Origin of the sequence: Nonomuraea sp. NPDC049607 (assembly GCF_040675375.1) — a bacterium.
In the GTDB taxonomy this organism is placed as follows: domain Bacteria; phylum Actinomycetota; class Actinomycetes; order Streptosporangiales; family Streptosporangiaceae; genus Nonomuraea.
Genome location: NZ_JBFAOV010000007.1, coordinates 112,860 through 138,257, shown reverse-complemented (window position 1 = coordinate 138,257; position 25,398 = coordinate 112,860). Strand labels below are relative to the sequence as shown.

Annotated in this window: 18 protein-coding genes; 11 read left to right on the top strand and 7 right to left on the bottom strand. The window is 72.6% G+C overall.

Features of this window, described 5'->3' with window-relative positions; genetic code table 11:
• Positions 1 to 177: 177 nt before the first annotated feature.
• Positions 178 to 1,800: an asparagine synthetase B family protein gene (locus tag AB0J97_RS16505; RefSeq protein WP_364089092.1), complete on the bottom strand. Its 1,623-nt coding sequence runs from the start codon at positions 1,798 to 1,800 to the stop codon at positions 178 to 180.
• A gap of 116 nt (positions 1,801 to 1,916) precedes the next feature.
• Between AB0J97_RS16505 and AB0J97_RS16500 the strand changes: the two genes are divergently transcribed.
• The 4 genes from AB0J97_RS16500 to AB0J97_RS16485 all read left to right on the top strand — a co-directional run bounded on the left by AB0J97_RS16500 (position 1,917) and on the right by AB0J97_RS16485 (position 7,159).
• On the top strand, positions 1,917 to 3,728 hold the full coding sequence (locus tag AB0J97_RS16500; RefSeq protein WP_364089089.1) for a hypothetical protein: 1,812 nt from the start codon (positions 1,917 to 1,919) through the stop codon (positions 3,726 to 3,728).
• 17 nt (positions 3,729 to 3,745) lie between these two features.
• A complete protein-coding gene (locus AB0J97_RS16495; protein WP_364089086.1) occupies positions 3,746 to 4,369 on the top strand; it encodes an anticodon-binding protein in 624 nt (207 codons plus the stop codon).
• A 163-nt stretch (positions 4,370 to 4,532) separates the two neighbouring features.
• A complete protein-coding gene (lysA, locus tag AB0J97_RS16490; RefSeq protein ID WP_357695416.1) occupies positions 4,533 to 5,873 on the top strand; it encodes a diaminopimelate decarboxylase in 1,341 nt (446 codons plus the stop codon).
• Positions 5,870 to 7,159, top strand: coding sequence for a homoserine dehydrogenase (locus AB0J97_RS16485; RefSeq protein WP_364089083.1), 1,290 nt, complete (start codon positions 5,870 to 5,872; stop codon positions 7,157 to 7,159). Before lysA ends, AB0J97_RS16485 begins: the two co-directional genes overlap by 4 nt.
• A 19-nt stretch (positions 7,160 to 7,178) precedes the next feature.
• Here AB0J97_RS16485 and AB0J97_RS16480 read toward each other — a convergent pair whose 3' ends face one another.
• From AB0J97_RS16480 to AB0J97_RS16465, 4 genes are read right to left on the bottom strand one after another with little or no spacing between them, the layout of a single operon-like run.
• Positions 7,179 to 8,867 carry a glycosyltransferase gene (locus tag AB0J97_RS16480; RefSeq protein WP_364089080.1) on the bottom strand — a complete coding sequence of 563 codons (1,689 nt, stop codon included), beginning with the start codon at positions 8,865 to 8,867 and terminating at the stop codon, positions 7,179 to 7,181.
• Positions 8,864 to 10,906, bottom strand: a complete 2,043-nt coding sequence (locus AB0J97_RS16475; RefSeq protein WP_364089077.1) for a glycosyltransferase family 2 protein — start codon at positions 10,904 to 10,906, stop codon at positions 8,864 to 8,866. Before AB0J97_RS16475 ends, AB0J97_RS16480 begins: the two co-directional genes overlap by 4 nt.
• Entirely contained in the window at positions 10,903 to 12,459 is a 1,557-nt protein-coding gene (locus AB0J97_RS16470; RefSeq protein WP_364089074.1) for a glycosyltransferase family 2 protein, read from the bottom strand. Before AB0J97_RS16470 ends, AB0J97_RS16475 begins: the two co-directional genes overlap by 4 nt.
• Complete coding sequence (locus AB0J97_RS16465; protein ID WP_357695059.1) at positions 12,456 to 12,893, bottom strand: hypothetical protein; 438 nt, start codon at positions 12,891 to 12,893, stop codon at positions 12,456 to 12,458. The genes AB0J97_RS16470 and AB0J97_RS16465 overlap by 4 nt, the downstream gene beginning before the upstream one ends.
• 235 nt (positions 12,894 to 13,128) lie before the next feature.
• On the opposite strand from AB0J97_RS16465, the gene AB0J97_RS16460 reads away from it, so the two are divergent.
• Entirely contained in the window at positions 13,129 to 14,217 is a 1,089-nt protein-coding gene (locus tag AB0J97_RS16460) for a family 2 glycosyl transferase (RefSeq protein ID WP_364089070.1), read from the top strand.
• Positions 14,218 to 14,332: 115 nt separating this feature from the next.
• Positions 14,333 to 15,982: a glycosyltransferase gene (locus tag AB0J97_RS16455; protein ID WP_364089067.1), complete on the top strand. Its 1,650-nt coding sequence runs from the start codon at positions 14,333 to 14,335 to the stop codon at positions 15,980 to 15,982.
• A gap of 95 nt (positions 15,983 to 16,077) precedes the next feature.
• Here the strand turns inward: AB0J97_RS16455 and AB0J97_RS16450 are convergent, their stop codons facing one another.
• Entirely contained in the window at positions 16,078 to 17,466 is a 1,389-nt protein-coding gene (locus tag AB0J97_RS16450; protein WP_357695065.1) for a glycosyltransferase, read from the bottom strand.
• A 236-nt stretch (positions 17,467 to 17,702) separates the two neighbouring features.
• On the opposite strand from AB0J97_RS16450, the gene thrC reads away from it, so the two are divergent.
• From thrC to AB0J97_RS16425, 5 genes are all read left to right on the top strand, one after another.
• Positions 17,703 to 18,761: a threonine synthase gene (thrC, locus tag AB0J97_RS16445; RefSeq protein ID WP_357695067.1), complete on the top strand. Its 1,059-nt coding sequence runs from the start codon at positions 17,703 to 17,705 to the stop codon at positions 18,759 to 18,761.
• A 44-nt stretch (positions 18,762 to 18,805) separates the two neighbouring features.
• A complete protein-coding gene (thrB, locus tag AB0J97_RS16440) occupies positions 18,806 to 19,711 on the top strand; it encodes a homoserine kinase (protein ID WP_364089063.1) in 906 nt (301 codons plus the stop codon).
• 454 nt (positions 19,712 to 20,165) lie between these two features.
• Complete coding sequence (gene rho / locus AB0J97_RS16435) at positions 20,166 to 22,187, top strand: transcription termination factor Rho (RefSeq protein ID WP_364089060.1); 2,022 nt, start codon at positions 20,166 to 20,168, stop codon at positions 22,185 to 22,187.
• Between the two features lie 146 nt (positions 22,188 to 22,333).
• Positions 22,334 to 23,599 (top strand): sensor domain-containing protein, encoded by a 1,266-nt coding sequence (locus AB0J97_RS16430; protein WP_364089057.1) that lies wholly within the window; start codon positions 22,334 to 22,336, stop codon positions 23,597 to 23,599.
• A gap of 10 nt (positions 23,600 to 23,609) precedes the next feature.
• Positions 23,610 to 24,245 (top strand): response regulator transcription factor, encoded by a 636-nt coding sequence (locus AB0J97_RS16425; protein ID WP_357695075.1) that lies wholly within the window; start codon positions 23,610 to 23,612, stop codon positions 24,243 to 24,245.
• 40 nt (positions 24,246 to 24,285) lie between these two features.
• Here the strand turns inward: AB0J97_RS16425 and AB0J97_RS16420 are convergent, their stop codons facing one another.
• Positions 24,286 to 25,371, bottom strand: coding sequence for a hypothetical protein (locus AB0J97_RS16420; protein ID WP_357695077.1), 1,086 nt, complete (start codon positions 25,369 to 25,371; stop codon positions 24,286 to 24,288).
• Between the last annotated feature and the right edge of the window lie 27 nt (positions 25,372 to 25,398).

Genomic DNA, 25,398 nt, shown 5'->3' with positions numbered 1-25,398 from the left:
TCATCCCTGCGAACTCCATGCCCTCGAACGAGACCGGATTTGTGATCTGGTGCCCGTTTGTTGCGGCGCTTACGGGCCGAACACTACCAGCCCGGTGGCTTTCCGGAACCCGCTTCTGCTGTGCGACGTGTAATACCCGCGAGATCCGTATGTAATCGCCCTGTTACCCAGAGTTCACTAAAAAGGTGCCGTGACGTCCGTGAGGTCGTTCTCGAAGTCGTTCAGCCAGAGTCCGAAAAGCACCAGGCCGCGCACCCAGAACCGGTCGTTCCAGCCGTTGAACCGGGTCAGTGCGTCGGGTCCGCCGGCGATCACCTCGTGCAGCTCGTCGGAGAGCAGGCCGGGCACGCGCCCGGCCACGACTTCGAGCATGGCGTGGGAGTAGGCCCGCGCCGGGGCGGCCGTGGAGCGCAGAGGCACCCGCCGGAGCGGCTGCTTGACCACGTTCGTCGAGGGCAGCGCGGCCACCCTCGGATTGGCCGCGTGCAGCACCTCGCGGTAGAAGCGGCCCTTGTCCTTGCGCGCGACGCCGACGCTGAGCGCGGCGTCGAAGAAGGCGGGATGGATGAACGGCGCCGCGAACGACGCCTCCGGGCCCACCAGGTTGACCGCCGACCGCGCGATGCCGCGCACGGTCCTGGTGTGCAGCACCGACAGCGGCAGCTCGGCCCGATGGCCGTGGAGCATCGAGGTGGCCGCCGCGAACTGGTCGCGCACGGTCTCCTCCATCCACTGCGCGGCGGCCTTGGACAGGAACGGCTGCGCGGGCGCGCCCAGCGACAACGAGCCCAGCAGCGCCGCCGACCGTTCGGCCTGCGTCCTGGCCTCCAGGGCGGCGCCGCTGACCATGAAGTTCTTCAGCAGCGGGCCGCCGGCCAGGCCGTCCACCAGGACGCGGCCCGAGCCGTGCACCTCCTTGGCGAAGGGCGCGTACCAGGCGTGGTGCGGCGTCAGGTACTCCAGCCTGCGGGCCACCTCGGCGGCGTCGCCGGGGTAGGCGGCCGCGTCCTGGGTGACGATCCGGTGCGGGATGCCCAGCTCGCGGGTGATCGCCTGGGCGAAGGCGATGTCGGTGTCGGTGCCGTCGTCGGGGCTGGTGGTCCACGACTCGACGTCGGCGCCGCGGGCCATGGCCACGCTCGCCAGCAGCCGCGAGTCGTAGCCGCCGCTGACCGGCACGAGGAGCCTGCGCCCGTCGTAGTCCTCGTAGACGTGGTGCAGCAGCTCGACGATCTCCTCGGGGCTCGTCCACGCCTCGTACGGCTCGGTGCGCAGCCAGCGCGGCAGCCGGCGCTCGGTGGCCAGGCGGCCGTGCTCGAACACCAGCGCGCTCGACCCCGGCAGCCGCCTGACCTCCCGGTACGGGGTCGCCTCGCCCAGCGGGAACGTCACCTGGATGATCGAGGCCCACGCGGCCCAGTCGATCTCGACGGGCACCAGGCTGAGCAGCGGCTGGATCAGCGAGGAGAAGTAGACGGCGTCGCCCTGGCGCACGTAGTAGACGTCGACCAGGCCGAGCGCGCCCGCGTGCAGCGTCACCCGCGCGTCGTCGCCGATCAGGCCGGGCGTCTCGTACGTCTCCGCGACCGTCATCCAGTCCTCGGCTGCGGCGGGCCTGCGCTCGCCCCACGAGAACGCGAACGCGCCGCCCGCCCGGTGGTAGGGCGGCAGCGGCGCGGAGCTGAACAGCGCGGCCTCGTCCGTCTGGAGCGCGGGCCGCACTTTGGGGCCCGCGGCGGTGAGTTTGCCCAGTATGGAGGTGTCGATCCGGCCGAGAGCGCCGCATACGTAGGGTCGCACGTTGAACTGCACCGGATCTCATCCCTTCGAGACGCTTCCTGCAAAAGAGTATCCTTTGCCGGGCTGAGAGAGCGGAGGTCCGGTTGTCTACCGAGCTGGAAAGCACGCGTCGGGCGTTGCGGGAAGCTGTCGCGCAGGCCGAGCGCGCGGCCGAACTGGCCAGGCTGCTGGACGCCGCGCAGTCCAGGCTGGCGGCCGCCGAGGAGAACGCCGAGGAGGTCAGGAAGCTGGCCGAGCGGCTCGACGAGGCCGAGGAGCGGCTGGAGACCGAGCGGGCCGCGGCCGACAAGCTGCGCAGGGAGCTGGCCGAGCAGCGGTTCCAGGCCGAGGTGGCCAACTGGAAGCTGTCCTCGATCAAGGTCGCCCGCTGGAACCGGCTGGGCGACGCCATCAAGAGCGGCAGGAACAACCCGATGCGCCTGGCCAAGGGGCTCAGGGGCGCGGCGAAGCCGGTCAAGCGGCCCAGCGCGCCCAAGCGCCGGCCGGTGGCCGTCCAGGGGGCCAAGGAGGCTCGTCCGGGGGCGTCGTTCCAGGCCACCAGCACGACCAGGACGCTGGGCGGGGCCTCGTTCAAGCTCAAGCCGTACCGGATCCCCACCGGGCCCAACACCCGCCCGCACCTGACCGCCGCCGTGATCGCCGACCCGCACGTCGAGGCGCTGCTGCGCTACGAGTGGCGCCAGACGACCGGGTTCACGCCGCGCGACTTCGCCCGCGTGCTGCCGCTGGAGGTGCCCCACCTGCTCGTGGTGGAGTCCGTCACGCAGGGGCCGTGGCTGGAGGAGCTGACCGGCGAGCCGGGTGAGGGGCTCAGGGCCCTGCTGGCCTGGTGCGCCGAGCGCGGCATCCGCACCGTCTTCTGGCACACCCAGGGCGACGTGGCGGACTACGCCGCCGCGGCCGAGCTGTTCGAGCACCGCTTCACCGGCGACACCACCGTCCCGTGGCCGCGCCTGCACTTCGGCGTGCAGCCGCGGGTGCACAACCCGCTGCCGCTGGCCGGCGGACGGGTCGACCGGGTGCTCACGCTCGACCAGCTCCTGCCGCCGCACCTGGCCTATCCCGACGTGCTCACCTCCTACCGCTGGCCCGCCGCGGCCGAGTGCCCGCCCGGCACGCCGCAGTGGCGGCTGGCCGAGATCGCCGCCTGCGGCACGCCGATCGGCGCCGAGCCCGACTCGCGCCGGGCGCACGTGGCGCTGCGCCGGGCCTACAACATGGGGACGATGACCGAACGCGTGGACGAGCTGCTGGAGGCCGTCGGCCTGCCGAGCGCCCGCGCCACCCTCGACACCTCCGTGCTGCTGCCCATCCTCGACCCGTCGCTCATGGAGCACGCGCTGGCCCAGGTGGCCAGGCAGTCGGGCGTGGCCCAGGTGATCGTCATCGGCCCGCCCGAGGCCGAGCTGCGCGCCCGCGACGTGCTGACCGACGCCGAGGTCCTGTACCGGCGGCCCCACCCGGCCATGTCCGAGGGCGCGATGCTGGCCAAGGGCCTCGACCTGTGCGAGGCCGACCTCGTCGCGGTCATGGACCCGCGCGACGTCTACGGCCCGCACTACCTGACGGACCTGCGCCGGGCCTTCCTGTTCAGCACGGCCGACATCGTCGGCAAGGCCGCCTTCTACGCCCACCTGCGCAAGCCCCAGGCGACCCTGCTCAAGCAGCCCGAGGCCGAGTACGCCTACCTCCCCGAGATCGCCGGGTCCACCCTGCTCGCGCGCAGGAACGCCCTGCGCGAGGTGGGCTTCGCCGACCTCACCGAGGGCTGGGACGAGGTCATGATGCGCCAGTGCCGCACCGACGGCGTCAAGGTCTTCTCCGCCGACCGGTTCGGCTACGTACGGGTGCGCGACGAGGACCGCTGGCTGCTCGGCGCGGCCCACCTGGTCGAGTACGGCTCGGCCGAGCCGCACGCGCTGATCTGACGCCTACGCTGGGGCCCATGATCGACCTGCTGGCCGAGGTGCTGGGGGAGCCGCCGGTGCCCGAGGGCACGTGGGAGCGGGAGGCCGTCTACGTGTCGGCCGCCGCGCTCCGCCGCCGGATCCCCCCGTCCGACCTGGCCGCGCGGGTGCGGGCCGTGGAAGGGGTGGCCGGGGCCGAGGCGCGGCCGAACGGCTTCCTGCGCATCGTCGTGGACGTGCCGGGACGGCTGGTCGAGTCGCCGCAGGCCGTGCCGGACCTGCCCGACCCCGGCTGGCCCGACTTCCCGCGCACGTGGGACAACCCCGGCTTCGTCGTCCGGTACGGCCACGCCCGCGCCTGCGCGGTACGGCGGTGGGCGGGCGAGCTGGGGGTGCCGCTCACCGGGTTCCGGCCCGAGCTGCTCGACGGCCCCTACGACCGCGGGGTGCTGCGGGTGCTGGCCGAGCTGCCGGGACGGGCCGTCAGCCGCGCCCCCGCCTGGGACAACTTCCTGGTCCGGCTGGCGCTGGCCTACCACGACGCCCATGAGCACGCGCCCGCCGTCCCCGTGGGGGACGAGCCGGTCCGGCCGGTGCACACGGCGCGGCTGCGGCTGGCGGAGGCCGTACGGGAGGTGCTGGTGGGACCGGAAAGATTGTGACGGCTCGTAAAATATCCGGCCAAACCGCGAAAAATCGTAAAAATATCCCTTGTGGACCTTGATCGCGTCTCGATACGTGGGCAGCGGTCCAAGAAGGGGCGGCGATTCCGATAGCCTCGATCGGGTGAGCTTCGTCCATCCAGCCGGGGACCGGCACGCCGAGATGCTGCCCCACGAGCGCCCCCCGATGGCGCCCGCCGACCTCAACCGGATCGACCCCGCGATCTGGCCCCGAACGTCGGCCCGGACCGACGGCACGCTCACGGTCGGCGGCGTCGACGTGCGCGACCTCGCCCGCGAGCACGGCACGCCGCTCTACGTGCTCGACGAGGCCGACGTGCGCTCACGTATGCGCGACTACGCCACGGCCTTCCAGGGCTCGGAGGTCCACTACGCGGGCAAGGCGTTCCTGTGCAAGGAGATCGTGCGCTGGCTGGCCGAGGAGGGCCTCGGGCTCGACGTCGCCAGCGGCGGCGAGCTGGCGGTGGCGCTCAGCGTCGGCTTCCCGCCCGAGCGCATCACCCTCCACGGCAACAACAAGTCCAAGGCCGAGCTGACCCGCGCCCTGGAGTGCGGCGTCGGGCACATCGTGGTCGACTCCTACGAGGAGATCGCCCGCCTCGGCTACCTCGCCGAACAGCTCGGCAAGCGGCCCAAGGTGATGATCCGGGTGACCACCGGGGTCGAGGCCCACACCCACGAGTTCATCGCCACGGCCCACGACGACCAGAAGTTCGGCCTGTCGCTCAACACCGGCGCCGCCGCCGAGGCCGTGCGCCGCATCCTCGCGCTGCCGCAGCTCGACCTGGTCGGCCTCCACTCCCACATCGGGTCGCAGATCGTCGACACCGCCGGGTTCGAGGTGGCCGCGCGGCGGCTGGCCTCGCTGCTCGTCCAGATCAAGGACGAGCACGACGTCGTCCTGCCCGAGCTCGACCTCGGCGGCGGCTACGGCATCGCCTACGTCGAGGGCGACGAGGCCCCCGACATCAAGGAGCTGGCCGACGGCCTGCGCGAGATCGTCACCAAGGTCTGCGTCGACGCCGGCCTGCCGGTGCCGCGCCTGACCGTCGAGCCGGGCCGCACCATCGTGGGCCCGGGCGGCATCACCCTCTACGAGGTCGGCACGGTCAAGGACGTCGAGGGGCTGCGCACGTACGTCAGCGTCGACGGCGGCATGAGCGACAACGTGCGCACCGCCCTCTACGGCGCCGAGTACACCGCCACCCTCGTCAGCCGGGCCAGCGACGCCGAGCCCATGCTCAGCCGCCTGGTCGGCAAGCACTGCGAGAGCGGCGACATCATCGTGCGCGACTGCCACCTGCCCGCCGACCTGGCGCCCGGCGACCTGGTCGCCGTGGCCGCGACCGGCGCCTACTGCCGCTCGCTGGCCAGCAACTACAACTACCTGCCCAGGCCCGCCGTGGTCGCCGTCGCCGACGGCGCGGCCCGGGTGATCGTGGCGGGCGAGACCGAGGACGACCTGTTGAGGGGGCAGCTGTGAAACCGCTGAAAGTGGCTCTGCTGGGCTGCGGCGTCGTCGGCTCGCAGGTCATCAGGCTCCTGCACGAGCAGGCCGACGACCTGGCCGCGCGCATCGGCGCCCCGCTTGAGCTGGCCGGCGTGGCCGTGCGCAGGCTCGGGCGCAAGCGCGACATCGAGGTCGACCCGGCGCTGCTGACCACCGACGCCGAGTCCCTGGTCACCCGCGACGACATCGACATCGTCGTCGAGGTGATCGGCGGCATCGAACCGGCCCGCACGCTCATCGTGGCCGCCCTCGAACGCGGTAAGTCGGTCGTCACGGCCAACAAGGCCCTGCTGGCGGAGGACGGCTCGGCCCTGCACGAGGCGGCCCGGCGTGGCAAGGGCGACCTCTACTTCGAGGCCAGCGTCGCCGGCGCCATCCCGCTGCTGCGCCCGCTGCGCGAGTCGCTGGCCGGCGACCACGTCAAGCGCGTGCTCGGCATCGTCAACGGCACCACCAACTACATCCTCGACAAGATGGACAGCACGGGCGCGTCCTTCACCGACGCCCTGGAGGAGGCCCAGACGCTCGGCTACGCCGAGGCCGACCCGACGGCCGACGTCGAGGGCTTCGACGCCGCCGCCAAGGCCGCCATCCTGGCCGGTCTGGCCTTCCACAGCCGGGTCACCGCCGACAAGGTGCACCGCGAGGGCATCACCGAGATCACCGCCACCGACGTCGCCTCCGCCAAGGCCATGGGCTACGTCATCAAGCTGCTGGCCATCTGCCAGCGCTCCGACGACGGCCGTTCGTTCGGCGTGCGGGTGCACCCGGCGATGATCCCGCGCACCCATCCGCTCGCGGGGGTGCGCGAGGCGTACAACGCGGTGTTCGTGGAGGCCGAGTCGGCCGGGCAGCTCATGTTCTACGGCAAGGGCGCCGGTGGCGCGCCCACGGCCTCGGCCGTGCTCGGCGACCTCGTGGCCGTCGGCCGCAACCGCCTGGCCGGCACCCACGGGCCCGAGGAGTCCACCTACGCCGACCTGGCCGTCCATCCGATGGGCGACACGGTCACGCGCTGCCACGTGGCGCTCGACGTGGCCGACAAGCCGGGCGTGCTGGCCCGGGTGGCCGACCTGTTCGCCCAGCACGACGTGTCGATCCAGACCGTCCGCCAGGAGGGCCACGGCGACGACGCCCAGCTCGTCATCGTCACCCACCGCGCCACCGACGCCGCCCTCACGGCGACCATGGAGGGGCTGCGCGGGCTCGACATCGTCCGGGCGGTCGCCAGTGTGATGCGCGTGGAGGGCGACGACTGACGCCTGCCCCGCCCAGGTCTCAGTGGGTGCGGAAGGCCAGGTCGCGGACGCGGCGCACGGCCCGTTTCAGGACCGTGCGGTCCTGCTCGCGGGCCAGCCGCACCGCCTCGCGCCGCCAGCTCTCGGCCTTCTCCCGCCAGCGGGAGGCGTCCCTGCCGTTCTTGGCGGACTCCCGGCGGAGCTGGGCGATCTCGGCGCGCAGGGCGGCCACGCGCTTGCGGTGGAGGGTCAGGTCCTTCTCGTGGCGGGCGGCCAGCCGGGCGAGTTCCGCGACCGGCGGCCTGCTGGGCGGGTAGACGCCGGGGCGGCGGTGGAGGCCCCACGACGCGCCGTCCGCCCATTCCACGCCGTACAGGGCGTCGATCAGGTCGTCCGGGTGGTCGTCGGGGGTGGCGACCAGGGCGGCTCTGGACAGGGCGGCCGTCCGGTCGAGGCGGGCGGCGACCACGCCGTGCCCGGTCTCGTCCAGGGCCAGGCAGAGGCTGCCGAGGTCGTGCTCCTCCAGGTGGGCGATCAGGCGTTCGAGCGTGCCGGGGGAGAGCGTCCAGCCGGGCGGCACGCTCAGCCGGAAGGGGGCCGTCGTGCCGGCGGGCGGCCCAGGAGGCGGTTCGGTGGCCAGCCGGACCCGCGGGTCGTGCTCGAAGGTGGCCTTGACCAGGCGCAGGTCCAGGTCGGGGTCGTTCAGGGGGGACCGGCGTCCGGTGGGCAGCGCGGGCCACGGGCCCGTGAGGGTGAGGCGCACGTCGGGGATGGAGGAGGCGAGCAGGGCGTCCGCGGTGGCGCGGGTGTCCTCGTAGCCGCCCGCCGGCACCACCGCCTCCACGTACGGCACCAGCCACTGCCGCCCCGCCTCCGTACGCAGGTACCGCCGGTACGGAACCCGGTCGGCCACGTAGGGATCGTTGTACCGCTTCAACGCGGCCACGTCGCGCATCGCGGTCGGCAGGCCGACGTGCCAGGCCCGTGCCTCGGGGTCCGGGACGAAGACCGCCCCCGCCTGCGTGAGCCGGTATCCCAGCTCGGTGTCCTCGGCCAGCACCAGCGAGGTGTCCAGGCCGCCGATCGAGCGCAGCAACGCCGCCGGGTACGACGCCGTCGCCCCCACGTGGACGCGGGCGGCCGTCGCGCCGGACGCCGTGCGCAGGCCGTCGTGGTCGTGGATGATCTTCTCGGCCCAGTCGTGCCGGTGCGGTGACAGGGGGAACAGGCCGTCCTCGGCGCCGTCGTCCAGCGCCTGGACGACCTGGCCGGGCGTGGGCAGCTCGGCGGCCGAGGTGAAGTCGATCCAGCCGAGCACCACCACGTACGGGGCCAGGTGGTGCCACCGGAGCTGGGCCTCGACGTGCCGCCGGTACGGGACCATGTCGGCGTCCAGCACGAGGACGACCTCGCCGGAGGCGGCGTCCAGGCCCGCCTGGACGGCCCAGGCGCGCCCCCAGCCGCCCGGTGGACCGGAGATCAGCTTGGTGCCGCCCGGGACGAGTTCGGGCAGGCGGATGGGGGTGGCGCTGCCGTCGTCCACCACGATCACGTCGAGCAGGTGGGCCGGGTAGCTCTGCGCGGACAGGGCGGCGAGCGTCAGGTCCAGGGTCTCCTGGCGGTCGTGCGCCGGGACGACGACCGTGACGGTGAGCTCCGGCTCCCAGGCCCCCAGCTCGGGAGGGTCCAGGACGCCGAAGTCGTTCCCGCGGATCCGGGGCACGGTCATGGGCGGCTGCTCCCCTCCAGCTCCATCAGGGCGTTCGGGCGGAACCCGCGCCACTGGCGTCTGTTGCGCCGCAGGAATGTGCCGATCGGCTCCTGCCAGGTGTGGGCGGAGGCCGGGCCCCGGCGCAGGATGTAGCCCAGGCCGTGGGTGCGGTAGATCTGGCCGCCCGCCGCCTGGAGGGCCTCCTGGAACTGGGTGTCCACCGAGCGGCGCAGCGGCCGGAAGCCGCCCACGGCCTGGAACGCCGAGCGCTCCACCAGGATCGTGCCGCCCGCCACGAAGCTGGTGATCTGCTCGGTGACCTGGCTGCGGTGCACGGTGACGTCGATCGAGGCCAGGTAGACGAACTCGGGCACCGTGCCGACCACCTGGGCCCCCGAGTAGGCGTGGGCGAGCAGCAGGTCGGCCAGGAAGTCGGGGCCGTACCAGTCGTCGTCGTCCATCTTCAGCAGGAACGAGCCGGAGGCCCTGGCGGCGGCCTCGTTCAGCACCTCGCCGAAGACGGCTCCGGGGTCGGCCTCGTACACGGTCAGCGGACCGTCGAAGGCGGCCAGGGCGGCGGCGACGTCGGGATGCTCCCGGGGCACGCCGTGCAGCGCGAGCACCACTTCGAGCTGGGCGTCGCGCTGGCGGGCGATCTGCCGCAGGGCGAACGGCACCATGTCCGCGCGGCGGGTGGCCAGCAGGACGGAGGTGAGCGGAGGAGCGGGGGCGGGCGCGCCGAGCTGCTCCCACCGCGCCGCCACGCCATGGGTACGCAGGGCGGCCCGGCGCAACCGGATGCTGTGCTCCTCGCGCCGCAGGTCGTCGGACAGGTCGGGCGCGGCGGGCAGGAGCGTGACCAGCTCGTCCCCGAGAGCCCCCGCCCAGCGCGGCACGGCCCCGGTCACCAGCGGCACCCCGGCGGCGGACAGACCGGCCAGCACCCGTACGGCCGCCAGCGGGCCGCTGTGCGGATGGTGCCAGCTCACCTCGACGCCCCGGATCTGCCGCAGCCTGGCCACGTCGGCGTCGGTGACCCCGCCGGACTCGGCGAATGTCGTGACGACCTTGCCGTCCAGCAGCACCGACCAGCGGCCGTCGCGCTCGGCCAGCGCGGCCGTGCCCCGGGACGGCGTGGTCACGAAACCCTGGGGGTTGACCAGGCGCTCGTCCACGGGCGGGACCATCGACGGCTCGGCGAGCACGTCGGGATCGGCCAGCGGCGACCCGGCCCCACCGGGACGCCCGATGCTCTCCCAGCTCGCGGCCACGATCGTGGGCCGCTCGACGGGCGCCTGATCACCGGCCCAGCCGATCCCGCCCGGCTCTCCGGCCCCGCCCGGCGTCAGGGCCGGGGACGCGTCCGGGGCGCGGCCGTCGCCCGGCAGGCGCAGGGCGTCGCCGGCCAGGCCGCGGAGGGCGACGTCGCCCAGCGTGCGGAGCACGACGTCGCTGCCGGGGGCGCCGACGCGTTCCGGGACCGGGCCGGTGACCTCGGCGGGGGTCGCGTTCGGGTCGCCTGGACGCCAGTCGGCCGAGCCGATCCCGGCGATCCCGGCGGCCGGCGCGGCGATCACGTCCAGCCGGTGCCCGGCGAAGGCCCGCGCGGTCGCGGTCACCGTACGGCCGGCGGGCGTCGCGGCGGAGAAACGGGCGTCCACCACCCACACCCGGCTCCTGGGCTGGTACACCCGCAGGTCCGTCAGCGACCGCCAGCGATGCGCCGGGGTCGGCGTGGGCACGGGGGCCGGATGCGAGGCCGGGGCGTCGAGCACGCACACCACCACCCGCCCGGCCAGCGGGAGCAGCTTGTGCAGGGTCGCCACCCTGCGCAGGTCGGCGGGCGTCCTGGCGAGCACGAGGACGTGGTCGGCCGACTCCGGCTCGGCGGGCGGCTCCAGCAGGTCCCGGTCCAGATCCACGACGCCGCCCGTCCCGGTCTGCCCGGTCAGGAGGGACCGGCTCTCGATGCCGGCCAGGAACACCCGGGCGCCCGGCAGCTCCGCCAGCAGCGCGGAGACCGTCCGCCGCTCGGCGGGCGGCTGGTCAGCGATCATCCGGCGCTCCGCAGGTGCCGGATCAGGGAGCTCAGCGGCCCGGGAGCGGAGGGCTCCTCGTCCTGCGGGCCGGACAGGCGCTCGACCTCGGCGGCGAGCCGGTCGGCCGCGGCCCGCAACTCCTTGATCTCGGCCAGCCGCCGGGCCGCCAGCGCGCGCCACTTGGCCGGGTCGCCGCCCAGCGGCGGCGCCTCTTCGGCGGTGCCGAAGCCGTGCTCGCCGCCCTCGACCCACAGGACGCCGAACAGGGCGTCCACCAGGTCGTCGGCCCGCTCGTCGGCCCGGTTGTCGGCCCGGTTGTCGGCGGGGTGGTCGGCCTGGTCATCAGCGGCGCCGTCGAGGCGTGCGGCGCGGGCGAAGGCGGCCGTGCGCTCCAGCCGGGCGGCCACGACCTCCCCGCCGTCCTCGGCCAGCGCGATGCAGACCAGGCCGAGCAGGTCCTCGTCGGCCAGCCGGACGAGCCGGGCGAGGGTGTCGGCCCCCAGGACCCAGCCGGCGGGCAGCCGCAGCAGGAACGGCGTGGGGGCGGCCGAGACCGGTTCGCTCTCCGCGAACGTGACGCGCGGCTCGTGGGCGTACAGGTTGTGCAGCAGGCGCAGGTCGAGCAGCGGATCGTCGAGGCTGGACCGGCGTTCGCCGGTCAGCTTGCCCCAGGGGCCGACGATGGTGACGGCGGCGTCGGGCAGCGTGCCCGCGAGCGCCGCGTCCACGCTCGCCCGGGTCTCCTCGTACGTGGTCGCGCCCACCACGACCCGCACGTACGGCACCCGCCAGTGTCGCCGGGGATGGCCCCGCAGCCAGCGCAGATCCGGGACGAGGTCGCCCAGGTAGGACCAGTTGTGCCGGTGGACCTCCTTCTCCCGCAGCATCACCGTGGACGGCCCGACGTGCCACGCCCTGGCCTGCGGATCGGGCACGAACACCGCGCCCGCCTGGGCCAGCCGGTAGCCCAGCTCGGTGTCCTCGGCCATGTTGAGTGAGACGTCCACGCCGCCCGCCGCGCGCAGCAGCTCCGCGCGCACCGACGTGGAGGCCCCCGTGTGCAGCAGGTACGCGCTCGTGCCCGCGTCCTTGAGCATCCGGGTCGACTCCAGCGTCTTCCTCGTGTACTCCGGCCGCGTGCCCTCCTCGCCGGGCTCCGTCACGAACCGGATGTCGCCGATCACCACCACGTGGTCGAGCAGGTGGTGCCAGCGCATGTGCGCCTCAAGGTGGTCGGGGGCCAGGATCATGTCGGAGTCCAGCCAGTGGATCACCTCGCCGGTGGCGGCCAGTTGCCCGGTCTGCCGGGCCGCGCCGCGTCCCCAGCCGTCGGTCACCCGTACGACGCGGGCCCCCGGCAGCTCGACCGGCGGCGTGCTGCCGTCGTCGGCGACCACGATCTCGACGAGTTCGGCCGGGTACGTCTGTGCGGCCAGCGCGGACGCCGTACGCTCCAGCGCCTCCTGGCAGTCGTAGGCCGGGATGACCACGGACACGCTCAGCGACGGCTCCCAGGCCCCGATCGCGGGCGGGCGCAGCACCCCGTAGTCGTTGTGCCGGACGCGGGTCATGCCAGGCCCTTGGCCAGCGCGCGAACCTCCTCGCGCAGTTCCTCGACCTCGCGGGCCCTGGTCATGGCGTGCACGCGGTCCTCGCCGAGCGAGGCCAGGATCGCCCCGATGTCGTCGGCGCGCCGCGCGGCCGACTCCTCGACGGCCTGGACCAGCAGCTCCACCCGGGATTCGAGGTTCCTGAGCGCGGTCGTGGCGCGGGCGAGCTCGGCCTCGTGCTTCTTCATCCGCAGGTCGATCCGGTGCGCCTTGCCGTCCACGCGGCGGACGGTGAGCAGCAGGAGGGCGAGGGCGGCCAGGGTGACCGCGAACGCCGCGACGGTCGCCGCCGCGCCGAGTGTGAGCAGGCCGGCCAGGACGAGGAGCACGAGCACCCCGGTGGCCACAACTGCGAGAAGTGCGGCGGTCGCGGCCAGTCGGCGGGGCGAGAGCATCCGCGCAAACCTTTCATAGTCACGACGAGTCGGGCATAGGAGTCGGAGCGGGATTATTGCCACCCTAATAAATCCTGGCCACTACCGTGCCATAAGTTCCTGGAGGAAAACTGGGAACCGGCTGCCCCACGGCCTGCGTCGCCCGCCATGCGAAAGCTGCCTGTCCGTCTACTGATGTGTAAAAACGGGCGTAAGGTAGGCGCCGATCCCGTCCCGACCGGAGGAGCGCCGTTCCATGTCCGTCACCCCCTGCGGCTTCACGCGTACGCCGGGCAAGGGGTTCGCCCGGCTGCACTGGGCGGGCGGATGGCAGGTCGACGACGGGCCGCCCGAGGTGCCCGAGCTGCACTCGCGGCGCGGGCTGGAGATCGACTGGCCCGCCGCGCCGGTGCCGCTCGACTGCCTGACGGCCCTGGCCGGCGCGGGGATACCGCTGACCGCCAAGGACGCCCCCGCGTGGGTGCCGGGCGACCTGGCCGCGCTGCTCACCGACCGTGACTGGCTCGCCGAGCCCGACGGCACCGCGCGCTGCCTGGCCGACCTGCGGCGGGAGGAGCACAGCGTACGCCTGCGCCGCCTGGCGCACCGGCCGGCCCGCACGTCGGTCAGCCCGACGGTCAGTGTCGTCATGTCGACCAAGCGGCCCGCCCTGGTCGGCGCGGCGCTGGCGCAGATGGAGCGGCAGCGCGGCGTCGAGGCCGAGGTCCTGCTCGGGCTGCACGGGGTGGCCTTCGAGCAGGTACGCGCGGCCGTCGAGGCGTGCTCGCTGCCCGTGCGATGGGTCGAGGCGGAGCAGACGGTGCCGTTCGGCGAGGTGCTGAACCGGGCCGCCGCCCCGGCGTCGGGCGACCATCTCGCCAAGTGGGACGACGACGACTGGTACGGCCCCGACCACCTGGCCGACCTCCTCATGGCCCGCTCGTACGCGGGGGCCGACGTGGTGGGCACGACGGCCGAGTTCTTCTACCTGGAGCCGTTGCGCGCCACGATCCGGCGGACGACGTTCGCGAGCGGGGCGGCGTACCCCAGCGAGGTCTGGGCAGATCATGTGGCCGGAGGCACCATTTTGCTCGAAACGGCGAAATTTCGGGAAATTGGAGGATTTCCCGCACTGCCACGGGCGGTCGATCTGGAGTTCCTGAAAGCGGCGCAAAAGATCGGCGCGCGCACCTATCGCACGCACGGCCTCGGCTACGTGCTGCGCAGGGCGCTCACCGCCGAGCACACCTGGCAGCTGCCGCTGGCCCATTTCGTCAGGATCGCCACGAACCAATGGCACGGCTTCCGGCCGAGCCTGCTGATGGAACCGCATGAACTCGCATGAACCCACACGTGCCTGTATGGACCCGCTGAACCTGTTGAACCCCCGCCCGATGGACCCCGCATGAACCCGTGCTCGATGGAAGCCGCATGAACCCGTGCCTGCCGATGGACCCCGCATGAAGCCCGGCCAGAACCCCCCGGTGCGCGGCAACGACTACCGCGTGCTGCGTCCGGGCGAGGACCTCACCCCGTCGCTCAAGGTCAGCGTGATCGTCCCGGCCTACGGCGGCCAGGACAAGCTGGACCTGGTGCTGGCCGCCCTCGCCCGCCAGACCTACCCGGCCGCGCTCACCGAGGTCATCGTCGTGGACAACGGCAGCTCACCGCCGCTGCGGCTGCCCACCACCCGGCCCGAGGGCGCCCGCCTGATCGTCTGCTCCCAGCCCGGCCGCGCGAACGCCCGCAACGCCGGCCTGGCCGAGGCCACCGGCGACGTGATCCACTGGCTCGACTCCGACGTCGTCCTCACCCCGGGCGCGATCGAGGCCCACATGCGCTGGCATCACGCGGCCCCGTACCTGGTGGTGACCGGCTACATCAGGTTCACCGACGCGCCGGTCCCCGCCGAGCTGCCCGCCGACCTGGAGAATCACTTCGAGCCCGCCGAGCCGCACACCTGGATCGTCGACCTCGTCGAACGCACCGACGGCCTCACCGCCAACCCCCAGCGCCCCTTCAGCCTGCACGTCGGCGGCGCCACCTCCGTGGGCGCCCGCCTGATCGAGGCCGCCGGGCCCATGGACGACGAGCTGATCCTCGGCCAGGACACCGAGATGGGCTACCGGCTGGGCCAGGCCGGCGCGGTGTTCGTGCCCGAGCCGCGCGCCCGCGCCTACCATCTCGGCCCGACCATGCGCATGCGCGACAAGGAGTCCATCGACCGGGTGAGCCACGCGTTCGTGGCCGACCGCATCCCGGCGTACCGGTGGTTGCGCTCTCATCCGTCCAGGCACTGGAAGATCCCGTACGTCACCGCCGTCGTGGACGGCACGGCCGGCTACGACAGCGTGCGCGCGACGGTGGACGCGCTGCTCGCGGGCACCGTCCCCGACCTGTCGGTGCTCCTGCTCGGCCCCTGGGACGAGCTGGGCCGCGAACGCCGCTCCCCGCTCAAGGACCCCGACCTCGACCTGGCGCTGGTCCAGGGCCACTACCGGCACGAAGGCCGGGTGCGCCTGGCCGTCTCCGAGGAGGCCGCGCAGATCGATCCGGCCACGCCCTTCGTGCTGCGCCTGCCGCCCGGCTGGATCCCCGGCGAGGACACCGTCGCCGGCCTGCTCGACCTGGCCCGCGACGAGGGGCTCGGGCTGGTCTCCGTGCTGCTGCGGGAGTCGTCCCAAGGGGTCGTCGCGGCCCGTCTGGAGCGCCGGTCGTCCTTCGCCAGGGCCCGCATGGTCGCCGCCGACGACCCCGACGACCTTGACGACGTGGTGGATGCCGTGTCCGGCGTGTCCTGGGTCGAGGGCGAGACCTACGGGTTCACCACGGAGGCGGCGCCCCTGGTCGGGCGGCGCGGGGCGTACCGGGCACGGATGGAGGCCCAGGCCGAGGCCGAACGGCTGACCAGGGAGGCCGACCGCCTGCGCGCCCAGGTGAGCAAGTGGAAGGACGAGGCCACACGGTGGCGCAAAACGGCCGTCGAGCTGCGGCGCGACGTGAGCACCCTGCGCCGCCAGCTCGCCGCCGCGAACCGCGCCCAGCAGAGCCTGCGCACACTGCTGTCCGCCACGATGAAACGAGCACTGGGCCGCCGCCTGCGCGGCTGACCCCCGACACAGCCAGGCCCCGGGGCGGTCGGTGACCTTCGACACGACCAGGCCCCGGGCCGCGCGGGCGTCCGCGTCCCCGGCGTCCAGGGAGGTCAGTTCGGGCGCAGGGCTGACTTCAGTCGTCGGAACAGGGTGTTCTCGGCGGACTCGGCCGGGACCGCCACCGTCGCGGGGATGGTGACCGGCTCCGGCTGCGGCGGCGCGGGCCAGTAGCGGTCCGGCGGCTCGTGGCGCACCCCGTGGGTGGTGTCGATGACGTCGTCGAGGTCGGCGCCGGGATCGGCGAGCAGCAGCGCCCGGCCCAGCGCCGAGGTGCGTTCGAGCCGGGCCGTGCGCCCGTCGGGCAGGTCCACGACGAGCACCCCCGCCAGGTCCTTCTGCACCGACTCGACCATGCGCTCAAGCGTCGCCCGGTGCAGCGGCACGTCCACCGGCCCCCGGTAGCGGAACGGCGTGGGCGCGGGCGTCGGCGCGGCCTCGTCGATGAGCCGGATGCGTTCGTCGTGCGCGAACAGGTCGCGCATGAGCCGCAGTTCGAAGCACGGGTCCGACAACACCGCGCGCCGGCCGTCGTCGAGCCTCGACCACGGGCCCACCAGCGTCAGCACGACGTCCTGGAGCTTGCCGTCCAGGGCCGCCGCCACCGCCCGCCGCACCACCGACTCGGAGGTGTCGGTGACGTCCAGCACGATCTCCACGTACGGCACCAGCCACCGCCGCCCCCGGTCCTTGCGCAGGTCCCGGCGGAGCGGGATCCGGTGCGCCAGGTACGGCTCCACCGCCCGCACGGCCCGCTCCCGGTCGCGGTGCTGCGCCGGCAGCCCGAGATGCACGGCCTGGGCGGCCGGGTCCGGCACGAACACCACGCCGTGCATGGCCAGCCGGTAGGAGAACTCGGTGTCCTCGCCGCGCACCACGGTCGGGTCGAGGCCGCCCACGGCGTCGAAGACCTCGCGGGGGAGTGCGAAGGTCGGCCCGGTGCACACGTGGTACGGGTTGCGGCTCCTGCGCAGCCCGTCGGTCTTCTCGATCGTCGCCTCGGTCGAGCTCGACACGGCCCCGGCCAGGTCGAACACCTCGTCCAGACGTCCGGCGCCGAAGACCTGGCGCGCGGTGACCGGCGGCGCGTCGACGAACTTCTTCATCCCGATGGTGACCAGGTAGTCGGTCACGTGGTGCCAGCGGGCCAGGGCCTCGATGTGCTCGCGGCAGGCGACCATGTCGGCGTCGAGCCGCTGGATGATCTCACCGTCGGCGGCCTTCGCACCCGTGTTGACCGCGTTCGAGATGCCCCAGCCGTCGCGTACCGGGACGAGCCTGGTGTTGACCGGCCGGATCTCCGGCAACCGGACGGGCGGCGCGCTGCCGTCGTCCACGACCAGGACCTCCATCAGCTGGTCCGGGTACGTCTGCGCGGCCAGCGCGGCCAGCGCCAGATCGAGTTTGTCCTGCCCGCCGTGCGCCGGTATCACCACGCTCACGGACAACCCCGGCGACCAGGCCCCGAGCTCCGGCGGCACTACTGGTGAATAGTCGTTCTGCCTCAAAGCAGGACGCGCGTTCATGGTGACCCCCTGCCGAGACCTTATCGGGAGATGCTGAGAATTTCCTGAATAGTGCCGCTGTCCAACGACCTGTCCACACAGTGGACTCGGCTCCGCGTCACCGCCGCGCACCCCGTACACTCGGTGGCCAACACCGCAGGTAGGGAGTCATCATGGGCAGGTCATGGCGTGGCCTCATCGAGGAGTACCGAGAGCGTCTTCCGGTCACCACGAAGACGCCCGTCATCACGCTCCTGGAAGGCGGCACCCCGCTCGTCCCGGCGCACCGCGTGTCGGCGCTGACGGGCTGCGAGGTCTATCTGAAGGTCGAGGGGGCCAACCCGACCGGCAGCTTCAAGGACCGTGGCATGACCATGGCCATCAGCAAGGCGGTCGAAGAGGGCGCCAAGGCGGTCATCTGCGCCTCCACCGGCAACACCTCGGCCAGCGCGGCGGCCTACGCCGTACGCGCGGGGCTGACCTGCGCCGTCCTGGTGCCCAAGGGCAAGATCGCGATGGGCAAGCTGGCGCAGGCGCTCGTCCACGGGGCCACGCTGCTGCAGGTCGAAGGGTCGTTCGACGACTGCCTGGAGATGACCCGCAAGCTGTCCTCCAGCTACCCGATCGCGCTGGTCAACTCGGTCAACCCGTTCCGGCTGCAGGGCCAGAAGACGGCCGCGTTCGAGATCGTCGACACGCTCGGCGACGCGCCCGACATCCACTGCATCCCGGTGGGCAACGCGGGCAACATCTCGGCCTACTGGATGGGCTACCAGGAGTACGCCGCCGACGGGGTCTCGACGAAGCGTCCGCGCATGTTCGGCTTCCAGGCCAGCGGCTCCGCGCCGATCGTCGAGGGCGCCCCGGTGACCCATCCCCACACGATCGCCACCGCCATCCGCATCGGAAACCCGGCGTCCTGGGGCCTGGCCACGGCGGCGCGCGACGAGTCCGGCGGCGTCATCCAGGCGGTGACCGACCGGCAGATCGCGGCGGCGTACAAGCTGCTGGCCCAGGAAGAGGGCGTGTTCGTGGAGCTGGCCTCGGCGGCGAGCGTCGCGGGGCTGCTCCAGGCCCACTCCCAGGGGCTCGTGGAGCCCGGGCGGCGCATCGTGTGCACCGTCACCGGCAACGGCCTGAAGGACCCCGACTGGGCCATCGCGGGCGCGCCCGCCCCGGTGGTCATCCCGATCGACGTGCACGCCGCCGCCGCGGCGCTCAACCTCGCCTGAGGCCCGCACGGGCAGTGAGCGAACGACGAGGGAATCGTGAACCAATGACGACGGTGCGGATCCGCGTGCCGGCCACGTCGGCCAACCTGGGGCCCGGCTTCGACGCGCTGGGCCTCGCGCTCACCCTCTACGACGACGTGGAGGCCACGCTCACCGCCGAGCCGGGCGTGCGCGTGAGCGTGGAGGGCGAAGGCGCGGGCGAGGTGGACCTCGGCGAGGGACACCTCGTCATCAGGGCGATGCGCGAGGCGTACACCCGCATGGGAGCGCCGCAGCCCGAGGGCATCAGCCTGCGCTGCGTCAACCGCATCCCGCACGCCCGCGGCCTCGGCTCGTCCTCCGCGGCCGTCTGCGCCGGCATCCTGGCCGCCCGCGCGCTGAGCGACGCCGTCCTGTCCGACGACGACGTCTTCGCGCTGGCCACCGAGATGGAGGGCCACCCGGACAACGTCGCTCCGTGCCTGGCCGGGGGCCTGACGGTGGCCTGGACCGACCACGCCGGAGCGCCGCGTATGGTGAAGCTGGCCCCCGACGAGAGGGTCCGCCCGGTCGCCGTCGTCCCGACGACGCGGCTGGCCACGGAGACCGCTCGGGGGCTCTTGCCGAAGGACGTGCCCCACAAGGACGCCTCCTTCAACGCCGGCAGGGCCGCGTTGCTGATCGCCGCGCTGACCTCGCGGCCGGAACCAGAGCTGTTGCTCGCCGCCACCGAAGACCGTCTCCACCAGCCCTACCGCGCGCCTGCCATGCCGGAGAGCGCACGTCTGGTAGAACGTCTGCGTGCAGTCGGCGTGCCCGCGGTCGTTTCGGGGGCGGGTCCCACGGTTCTTGCGTTTTCGTCACCGGATACGCAGGATTTGATCGCGCCAGAAGTGGGTAATGACTGGCACATCCAGCAAATGGACGTCGACCCGGTTGGTGCGAACGTTCAGTTCCCCGAGACACGCTGATGCCTCTTTAGACCTTCAGGGAATAGCCGTGTGCGCTGGTGATGTTAGGCTGATAGCCGCACCAGATGCCCCCTTGGTGGGTGCGTGCTTGTCAGCCATACATCGCTGCATCATGTTTCACGTCGCGAGGCGTGAGCAGCGCGGCTGTCTCCCCGGAATCCGTTGCCTCCGGTTGGCCCACACCCGGTTGGCTCAACGTGAGGCGGCGACGACGGGGACCTGCGCGTTCGACGCACATCGACATCTGGTTGGCGACAGCAATCTGGGGGGTGTCAGCCACGCGCCACGGTCCTGTGGCGGCCTGGACGAACCCCTCCCCAAGAGTGGCGGCCGTCCGCGACAGCCGAAGATCGCAACGTGCACCCCGACCCGGTCTGTCCCGCCGGGTCGCAAGCACCTCCGGGACGCCCGGCAGAACAAAACCGGCGCCCGACCCCTGGGAAGGACCTTTTAGTTGAGCGACACCACCGAACTCCTCTCCGACGCACCAGGCGTTCAGCCCGCGTCCGGCGACACCCCCACCCGCGCCGCGGCCAAGCCTCGTGCGCGTCGCTCCGGCACCGGCCTGTCCGCCAAGGTGCTGCCCGAGCTGCAGAAGATGGCCGCTGAGCTGGGCATCAGCGGCACCGGGCGCATGCGGAAGAGCCAGCTCATCGCGGCCATCCAGGAGAAGCAGGGTGGCGCCTCCGGAGACGGCGCTCCGGCGGCACCCGCGGTGGAGGCTGCGCCCGTCACGACGGAGGCGGCGCCTCCCGTGGCCGAGCGGCCCACCCGTACGCGCAGGGAACGTTCCCGCACCAAGCCCGCCGAGGAGGCCGCACCGCAGGCCGCCGAGCCGGTGGCCGCGGCCCCCGAGCCCGTGGCCGCGCCGGCCGAGCCGGCCGTCGAGCAGCAGGCCCAGGTCGTGGACGCCGGTCAGGCCGACACGCGGGGCGAGCGTGAGAGCCGTCGCGAGCGGCGCAGCCGCGGCGAGCGCCGCGAGCGTGGCGAGCGCAGTGACCGCGGCGACCGCAGTGACCGCGGTGACCGTGGCGAGCGCAGTGAGCGCAGCGACCGCGGTGACCGTGCCGACCGCGGTGAGGGCGGCCGCGCCGAGAGCGGCCGTGGCGACCAGCGCGGTGACCAGCGTGGCGACCAGCGCGGTGACCAGCGCGGTGACCAGCGCGGTGACCAGCGCGGTGACCAGCGCGGTGACCAGCGTGGCGACCAGCGCGGTGACCAGCGCGGCGGCGTCGACGACGACGGCAGCGGCCGTGGCCGCAGGGGCCGTTTCCGTGAGCGCAACCGCGGCCGCGGCCGTGACCGCTTCGACAGCACCGAGCCCGTCATCGGCGACGACGACGTGCTCATCCCGATCGCCGGCATCCTCGACATCCTCGACAACTACGCGTTCGTCAGGACCAGCGGCTACCTGCCGGGCAGCAACGACGTCTACGTCTCGCTGGCCCAGATCCGCCGCAACGGCCTGCGCAAGGGCGACGTCATCACCGGCGCGGTGCGCCAGCCGCGCGACGGCGAGCGCCGCGAGAAGTTCAACGCCCTCGTCCGCCTCGACACCGTCAACGGCATGGACCCGGAGCAGGCCCGCAACCGGCCCGACTTCAACAAGCTGACGCCGCTCTACCCGCAGGAGCGCCTGCGCCTGGAGACCGAGCACAACATCCTCACCACGCGGATCATCGACCTCGTCTCGCCGATCGGCAAGGGCCAGCGCGGTCTGATCGTCTCGCCGCCGAAGGCCGGCAAGACGATGGTGCTGCAGGCGATCGCCAACGCGATCACCCGCAACAACCCCGAGTGCCACCTGATGGTCGTGCTCGTGGACGAGCGTCCCGAAGAGGTCACCGACATGCAGCGGTCGGTCAAGGGCGAGGTCATCCACTCGACCTTCGACCGTCCGGCCGAGGACCACACCACGGTCGCGGAGCTGGCCATCGAGCGCGCCAAGCGCCTGGTGGAGCTGGGTCACGACGTGGTCGTCCTGCTCGACTCGATCACGCGACTCGGCCGTGCCTACAACCTGGCGGCCCCGGCCTCCGGTCGTATCCTGTCGGGTGGTGTCGACTCCACGGCGCTCTACCCGCCCAAGCGCTTCTTCGGCGCCGCCCGCAACATCGAGAACGGCGGCTCGCTGACGATCCTCGCCACGGCCCTGGTCGAGACCGGGTCCAAGATGGACGAGGTCATCTTCGAGGAGTTCAAGGGCACCGGCAACATGGAGCTCAAGCTCAACCGCTCCCTGGCCGACAAGCGCATCTTCCCCGCGGTCGACGTCGACGCGTCCGGCACGCGTAAGGAAGAGATCCTCATGGGCAAGGACGAGCTGCAGATCGTCTGGAAGCTGCGGCGGGTGCTGCACGCTCTGGACATGCAGCAGGCTCTGGAGCTTCTCCTGGAGAAGATGAAGGAGACCAAGTCCAACGCCGAGTTCCTCATGCAGGTCCAGAAGACCACGGTGAGCAACGACCGCGACTAGCGGCCGCGCGCCTTGAGGGGCGGTGGGGAGTTCTCCCCGCCGCCCCTTTCGCGTTCGCGCGGGGCCGAAGGGGTGGGGTTAACCCCACCCGTGGACCGGACGCCTGCTCCATTCACCCCGCCCGCGCCGCCGGGCAGGCTGGAGGCATGCGATCGGTGAGGCTGAAGGACAGGGTGCGGTTCGGGCCGATGGGGCCGTTAGGGGTGCTGGTGGACCCCATGACCTGGCGCGCGGCTCCGTACCTGCTGGTCAGCGCGGGGTTCGGGGTGGCCTGGTTCGTCGTCGTGGCTCTGGCGACGACGGTCGCGGTGCCGCTGGTGATCGTCTGGGTGGGGTTGCCGCTGACGATGGCGGCCGTGCTGATGTGGCGCGGCGGGGCGATGCTGGAGCGGCGGCTGATGGGGGCGGCGTTCGGGGTGCGGATCGCGGACCCGTACCGGAGCAGGCCCGAGGGCGGGCTGCTGGCGCACCTCACCTGGCTGCTGGGTGACAAGGCCACCTGGCAGGACCTCGGCTACCTCCTCATGCTGGTGCCGCTGGGCCTGGTCGAGTCCGCGTTGTCGGTCGCGTTGTGGACGGCCACGGGGATGCTGCTGCTCGCGCCCTTCGCACGCGTCCTGTACGTCCTGGGCGACGTGCGCAGCGGCCTGGTCATCGACGACTGGACGGGCGCGCTGGTGGCGGGCGCGTTCGGGGTGCTGCTGCTCGTCGTGACGGCCTATCTCGTACGGGGGATGGCCTGGTTGCACGGCACGCTCGCCACGGTGCTGCTCGGCGGCAGCGAGGAGGAGCGGCTGCGGGCCAGCAGGGCCAGGGGCATCGACGCGGCCGAGGCCGAACGCCGCAGGATCGAGCGCGACCTGCACGACGGCGCGCAGCAGCGGCTGCTGTCGGTGGCGGTGGACCTCGGACGGGCGCAGGCCAAGTTCGACACCGAGCCGGAGGCGGCCAGGACGCTGATCGTGCAGGCCCACGCGGGCACGAAGGCGGCCATCGCCGAGCTGCGCAACCTCGCCCGCGGCATCCATCCGGCCATCCTCACCGACCGCGGGCTCGACGCGGCACTGTCGGGGCTGGCCGCGCGGGCCCCGGTGCACGTGGACGTCTCCGTCGAGCTGTCCGAACGGCCGCCCCCGGCGGTGGAGAGCATCGCGTACTTCATCGTCGCCGAGGCCCTGACCAACCTGGCCAAGCACTCGGGCGCGACGGAGGCGTCGGTGGCGGTGTTCAGGGACGACCGCGGCGTGGTCGTGGACGTGTGGGACAACGGCATCGGCGGCGCCCTCGTCACGCCGGGCGGCGGCCTGTCGGGGCTGGCCGACCGGGCGGCCACCATCGACGGCGTGCTCGTGCTGCACAGCCCCGTCGGCGGGCCGACGATCGTGCGCGCGGAGCTGCCCTGCGAATGGTAGTCATGTGCTCATGCGCGTGGTCATCGCCGAGGATTCCGTACTGTTACGCGAGGGGCTGGCGCGGCTGCTCGCCGACGGCGGCTTCGAGACCGTGGCCGCCGTGTCCGACGGGCCGGCGCTGGTGGCCGCGGTCCTCGAACACGAGCCCGACCTGGCGATCGTCGACGTGCGCATGCCGCCCACCCACACCGACGAGGGGCTGAAGGCGGCGCTGAGGGTCCGCGCGGCCCGGCCCGACTTCCCGATCCTGGTGCTGTCCCAGTACGTCGAGGAGCGTTACGCGGGCGAGCTGATCGGCCGCGCCGTCGGCTACCTGCTGAAGGAGCGGGTGGCCGACGTGGCCGAGTTCATGGAGGCGGTGCGCCAGGTGGCGGCGGGCGGCACGGTCGTCGACCCGGAGGTCGTCGTGCAACTGCTCAGCCGCAGGCGCAGGGGCGCGCCGCTCGACCTGCTCTCCCCCCGGGAGCGCGAGGTCCTGGCCCTGATGGCCGAGGGCCGTTCGAACACCGCCATCGCCTCCAGGCTGGTCGTCACCGAAGGCGCGGTGGAGAAACACGTGTCCGGCATCTTCACCAAGCTGGCCCTCGGGCCGGCGCCCGAGGACCATCGGCGGGTACTCGCCGTCCTGACGTACCTGGGTCGCTGATACGGCCTGCACCCGGGGTTGGGGATGCGGGCCGTACCCGCTACCTGACGTCCACGAACTCCTGCGGCGACAGGGAGGTGCGCGTCTTGCTCGTGCCGGGCACCTTGACCTGGAAGTAGCCGTCCTTCTTGCCCTTGAACGTCTTGCTGTACTTGCCGGTCGAGGTGGCCTTGGCGTAACCCATGAACTTGTACGTCTTGGTGCCCTTGGTCTTGAAGTACACCTCGACGATCTTGCCCTTGTACGCCTTGGTGCCGCGGTAGACCTTGCCGTACACCTTGAACGCGCGGCCCTTGGTGACCTTGTTCGGGGCCGAGATCGTCACCCGGGTCTTGACCTTCTTCGACGCGCCGCCGGTCGGGGCGACGACCGAGAACGACGCCTCGCCCTTGAGCGTCTGGCCGCCGCGGGTGGCGTACACCTCAAGGGTCCAGGAGCCCTCGGTGGTGTCGTCGGTGAAGTACGTGACGCCCCGGTAGTAGGTGTCCGACTCCTTGGCCAGCTCACCGAGGTCGTAGTACTCGCTGGTGGTGTCGCTGACGAGCTTGGCCGAGACCGTGCCCGCGTCCTTCACCGACGCCTCGACCGTGACCTTGGTGTCCCTGCCCTTGACGAGCTGGACCGGGTCGGGCGTGACGTTCGCGCCGGAGATGCCCTGCTTGCCGGAGACCTTGACGGTGAAGGTGCTCGGGCTGCTCCCGCCCGACCGGGCGACGTTGACGGTGAGCTTCCAGTCGCCCGCCGGGTCGTCCTTGCCGATCGTCCACTTGCCGGTGATCGTCTTGTCGGCGACAGGGGACGGCGTGGTGGTCGGCGTGGCGGTGGGGGTGGACGTGCTCGGCGTGCTCGGCGTGAAGTCGAACGTCACCGTCTTGGCCGTCTTGCCGGGCGGCTCGATGGTCCCGGTCACGCCGGTGACGGTGTCCGGGTTCTTGAGCTTGAGCGTGACGGTCGCGTCGACGTCCTTCTCCAGGGGGATGTACGCGTTCGCCGACGCGTCTCCCGTGAAGTCGTCCGCCAGCGCGTACGCCGAGGCCGACGCGCCGGTGGCCGAGAGACCGGCGCCTCCGAGGAGAACGGCGGCCCCCGTGGCGGCCGCGAGGAGCAGCCGCACCCTTCTCTTCATCAGTTGGGTGATCCTTTGGCTAAGTCC

What these genes read in the sequence shown, in the direction of transcription:
- AB0J97_RS16495 (WP_364089086.1), top strand. Translation starts at nt 3,746, where the DNA reads ATGATCGACCTGCTGGCCGAGGTGCTGGGGGAGCCGCCGGTGCCCGAG.
- lysA (WP_357695416.1), top strand. Translation starts at nt 4,533, where the DNA reads ATGCTGCCCCACGAGCGCCCCCCGATGGCGCCCGCCGACCTCAACCGG.
- AB0J97_RS16480 (WP_364089080.1), bottom strand. Translation starts at nt 8,867, where the DNA reads ATGACCGTGCCCCGGATCCGCGGGAACGACTTCGGCGTCCTGGACCCT.
- AB0J97_RS16475 (WP_364089077.1), bottom strand. Translation starts at nt 10,906, where the DNA reads ATGATCGCTGACCAGCCGCCCGCCGAGCGGCGGACGGTCTCCGCGCTG.
- AB0J97_RS16470 (WP_364089074.1), bottom strand. Translation starts at nt 12,459, where the DNA reads ATGACCCGCGTCCGGCACAACGACTACGGGGTGCTGCGCCCGCCCGCG.
- AB0J97_RS16465 (WP_357695059.1), bottom strand. Translation starts at nt 12,893, where the DNA reads ATGCTCTCGCCCCGCCGACTGGCCGCGACCGCCGCACTTCTCGCAGTT.
- AB0J97_RS16460 (WP_364089070.1), top strand. Translation starts at nt 13,129, where the DNA reads ATGTCCGTCACCCCCTGCGGCTTCACGCGTACGCCGGGCAAGGGGTTC.
- AB0J97_RS16455 (WP_364089067.1), top strand. Translation starts at nt 14,333, where the DNA reads ATGAAGCCCGGCCAGAACCCCCCGGTGCGCGGCAACGACTACCGCGTG.
- thrC (WP_357695067.1), top strand. Translation starts at nt 17,703, where the DNA reads ATGGGCAGGTCATGGCGTGGCCTCATCGAGGAGTACCGAGAGCGTCTT.
- thrB (WP_364089063.1), top strand. Translation starts at nt 18,806, where the DNA reads ATGACGACGGTGCGGATCCGCGTGCCGGCCACGTCGGCCAACCTGGGG.
- AB0J97_RS16430 (WP_364089057.1), top strand. Translation starts at nt 22,334, where the DNA reads ATGCGATCGGTGAGGCTGAAGGACAGGGTGCGGTTCGGGCCGATGGGG.
- AB0J97_RS16425 (WP_357695075.1), top strand. Translation starts at nt 23,610, where the DNA reads ATGCGCGTGGTCATCGCCGAGGATTCCGTACTGTTACGCGAGGGGCTG.
- AB0J97_RS16420 (WP_357695077.1), bottom strand. Translation starts at nt 25,371, where the DNA reads ATGAAGAGAAGGGTGCGGCTGCTCCTCGCGGCCGCCACGGGGGCCGCC.